This is a genomic window from Prevotella sp. P3-92 (assembly GCF_002251205.1).
Lineage (GTDB): Bacteria > Bacteroidota > Bacteroidia > Bacteroidales > Bacteroidaceae > Prevotella.
Map to the genome: position 1 here is coordinate 1 of NZ_NPJE01000048.1, position 332 is coordinate 332.

1 tRNA gene is annotated in these 332 nt (G+C 44.3%); it reads left to right on the plus strand.

From position 1 onward, the window contains the following. The first annotated feature begins 140 nt into the window (after window positions 1-140). Window positions 141-214: transfer RNA gene (locus CIK93_RS07260), tRNA-Ala, on the plus strand. Window positions 215-332: the final 118 nt, after the last annotated feature.

Below are 332 nucleotides of genomic sequence, written 5' to 3' on the forward strand. Positions count from 1 at the left end.
GCCGTACCGGAAGGTGCGGCTGGAACACCTCCTTTCTGGAGACGGATCTTAGATGATTAAGGTAGTTTCAAAAGAATGGGATGAAGCATTGGTTTGTTCAGACACTCCTTCGGCTTCTTGTACTAACAAAATCTGTTTTTGGGGGATTAGCTCAGTTGGCTAGAGCGTTTGCATGGCATGCAAGAGGTCATCGGTTCGACCCCGATATTCTCCACTTGTCCTTGAAATAGAGGAAAGAGATCTTTGACATATTGACACAAGCAAGACTGTAGATTAGATAATAAATCAGAAATCAACAGCTGAAAGTATGAGCACTTATGCATACGGCCGCC